The following is a 1,964-nucleotide window of genomic DNA, read 5'->3' as shown; positions in this document are numbered from 1 at the left end:
CCAAATACGACCTCGGAGAGGTGGAGATTTTGTCGTGAACCGCCAGGCATGACCTTGCATACAAGAAAGACATGGCAGGTACCTTTGCGACACAATTCGTATCAGGCAGCCCGAAAGCGGATAGGCGAACTCAGGGAAGAGAAGGTTTCCCGCAAAAGGGTGATGATTTGTAAAAAGGGGTGCAGTCAAAAGAGAAAATACAAATGGGTATTCCTGAAAGGTGTCTATCGTGCCGGAGACATTCGTATCGGAAGCGCACGACGATTCGAGGTAAAAAGGGGCAGTTCGCCGGCAGGCTTGTCTGTCATTATGTGAAAATGCGGATTGAAACCGGAAATACCGTCTCAATCCGCATAGCTCGTCGATGGATTTTCGTTGTGCTATCCTGTTATGTCAAAAGGTCAAAATCGTGCCATCATAACACGATGCTTGAACAGTTTGTTTTTGTCGCTCGGTCGTCGCTGGCTTATCCAGATATGATGTGCGCCATATCCGAACGTGAAATATTCCTCAAGCTGCGTTTTCTCCTTCAAGTGTTCCATTCCCGCACGGAGTTCAGCTTCATTGCCCGAAAAAAGAATCGTGTTCATGATTCTGAAATAAATCTCTGTCGCTTCATCGCAATAGAGACAAAAGCTGTGTTCGATAATTACGTCCATACTACTGTTTTTAATTTGATTGTGTTACGTCCGGAACATTGGTCATTATAGACACGCCGGATTGGTTGAAAATCTCCATAGTCGGACACCCGCCGTTTTCTTCGGGTAACAAGCGTTCCGAAGTTTCGGGCAATGCAAACCATTCGTCATAAAACAGACGTTTGTCGCTAATATTCGACACGTCCTCACATCCCCATGAACGGATAATATTGACGGCTTCTTCGTAACTGTCTGCTTCCACACTGAAATAATCCCGTTCCCAACTTGTAACCTTGCGGTCTTGATAGAATTTGTATTTTTCCATATAATTGATATTTAATTATTTACTTCGACAATGACTTCAATTCTTCCGTACAACATAGAGCGTAGTGCCGTTTTGTCAATGGCGTAATACTCACCAATGTGTCCGTACTGCTTGACAAAGTAACGTTTGAGAATATCCGAGAAGTCAAAATAATAACCGCTCAATGCAATGCCCCGTTTGAAATAGACGCTTTCCCGCACGTTACGGGTAATCCAGTTTTTCTCCTCTCGGTTCAATTTGCCACCGTTATTCAGGCGTTCCCGCAGCTTGTAAACACGGCTGTCCTGTAAAGTCGCCAGTTCGGGAACGTCCCATTTGACGAATTTTGTTGCTATCTGTGCCATAATCCCATCTGTGCTAATCATAAATAATCACTTCGTCACGGCATTCTGAAATTTCCTTACCACTTGTAAGGCGGATAACTATGGTGTTGCCATAGTCGCCCACGATTGTACCTTCCGTGTAGCCTTTGTACGGGTTAAGCAGTGTGCAATGCAATCCGATGATGTCGGACGGTTCTTCATATTCATACATAAAACAATGTTTTTACGGTTATTACTTGATAGCCCATTTCCCTTGAGAGAACGTTCTGAAGCTCACGTACTCGTTTTCGAGTTCGTAAGTCAGTATGCGGATATAGATTTCGTTTTTGGCTTCCAACGATTCCACCAGCTTGTTGATTTCTTTTTCCGGGTATTCCCAGCGAGAAGAAAATTCCGCATCTATAATATCGGCATACCGGTTGATATAGCCGTTAAAATTATCGTCCAAGAAAGCCTCTATCTTGTCGAGGTCTTGTTTGTTCGCAGTGGTAGCGTGGAAAATGTTTGTTGCAATGTTCGCCATAATCTCAAATTTTAAGTTTTTTCTTTTTCCCTCTTGTAGCTTGTCAGCTACTTTCGGGCTTGATTCAATTATGTCGCCTCAAAAGGTGGCATGGCTCTTTATGCAGGGTTTCACAACCAAATACGACCTCGGAGAGGTGGAGATTTTGTCGTGAA

Annotated in this window: 5 protein-coding genes; all 5 read right to left on the bottom strand. The window is 43.8% G+C overall.

Annotated elements, in window-relative coordinates; all coding sequences use genetic code 11:
* Positions 1-401: 401 nt before the first annotated feature.
* The 5 genes from B5F38_RS14065 to B5F38_RS14045 are packed head-to-tail and all read right to left on the bottom strand — an operon-like array spanning position 402 to position 1,809.
* Positions 402-659 (bottom strand): hypothetical protein, encoded by a 258-nt coding sequence (locus B5F38_RS14065; protein WP_087409742.1) that lies wholly within the window; start codon positions 657-659, stop codon positions 402-404.
* Between the two features lie 10 nt (positions 660-669).
* Positions 670-963, bottom strand: coding sequence for a hypothetical protein (locus B5F38_RS14060; protein WP_087409741.1), 294 nt, complete (start codon positions 961-963; stop codon positions 670-672).
* Between the two features lie 11 nt (positions 964-974).
* Positions 975-1,307 carry a molybdenum ABC transporter ATP-binding protein gene (locus tag B5F38_RS14055; RefSeq protein ID WP_087409743.1) on the bottom strand — a complete coding sequence of 111 codons (333 nt, stop codon included), beginning with the start codon at positions 1,305-1,307 and terminating at the stop codon, positions 975-977.
* Between the two features lie 13 nt (positions 1,308-1,320).
* Positions 1,321-1,497, bottom strand: a complete 177-nt coding sequence (locus B5F38_RS14050; RefSeq protein WP_087409740.1) for a ribonuclease P — start codon at positions 1,495-1,497, stop codon at positions 1,321-1,323.
* A 21-nt stretch (positions 1,498-1,518) separates the two neighbouring features.
* On the bottom strand, positions 1,519-1,809 hold the full coding sequence (locus B5F38_RS14045) for a hypothetical protein (RefSeq protein WP_087409739.1): 291 nt from the start codon (positions 1,807-1,809) through the stop codon (positions 1,519-1,521).
* Positions 1,810-1,964: the final 155 nt, after the last annotated feature.

Source organism: Barnesiella sp. An22 (genome assembly GCF_002159975.1).
In the GTDB taxonomy this organism is placed as follows: Bacteria; Bacteroidota; Bacteroidia; order Bacteroidales; family Barnesiellaceae; genus Barnesiella; species Barnesiella merdigallinarum.
This window is presented reverse-complemented; position numbering and strand designations above follow the sequence as displayed.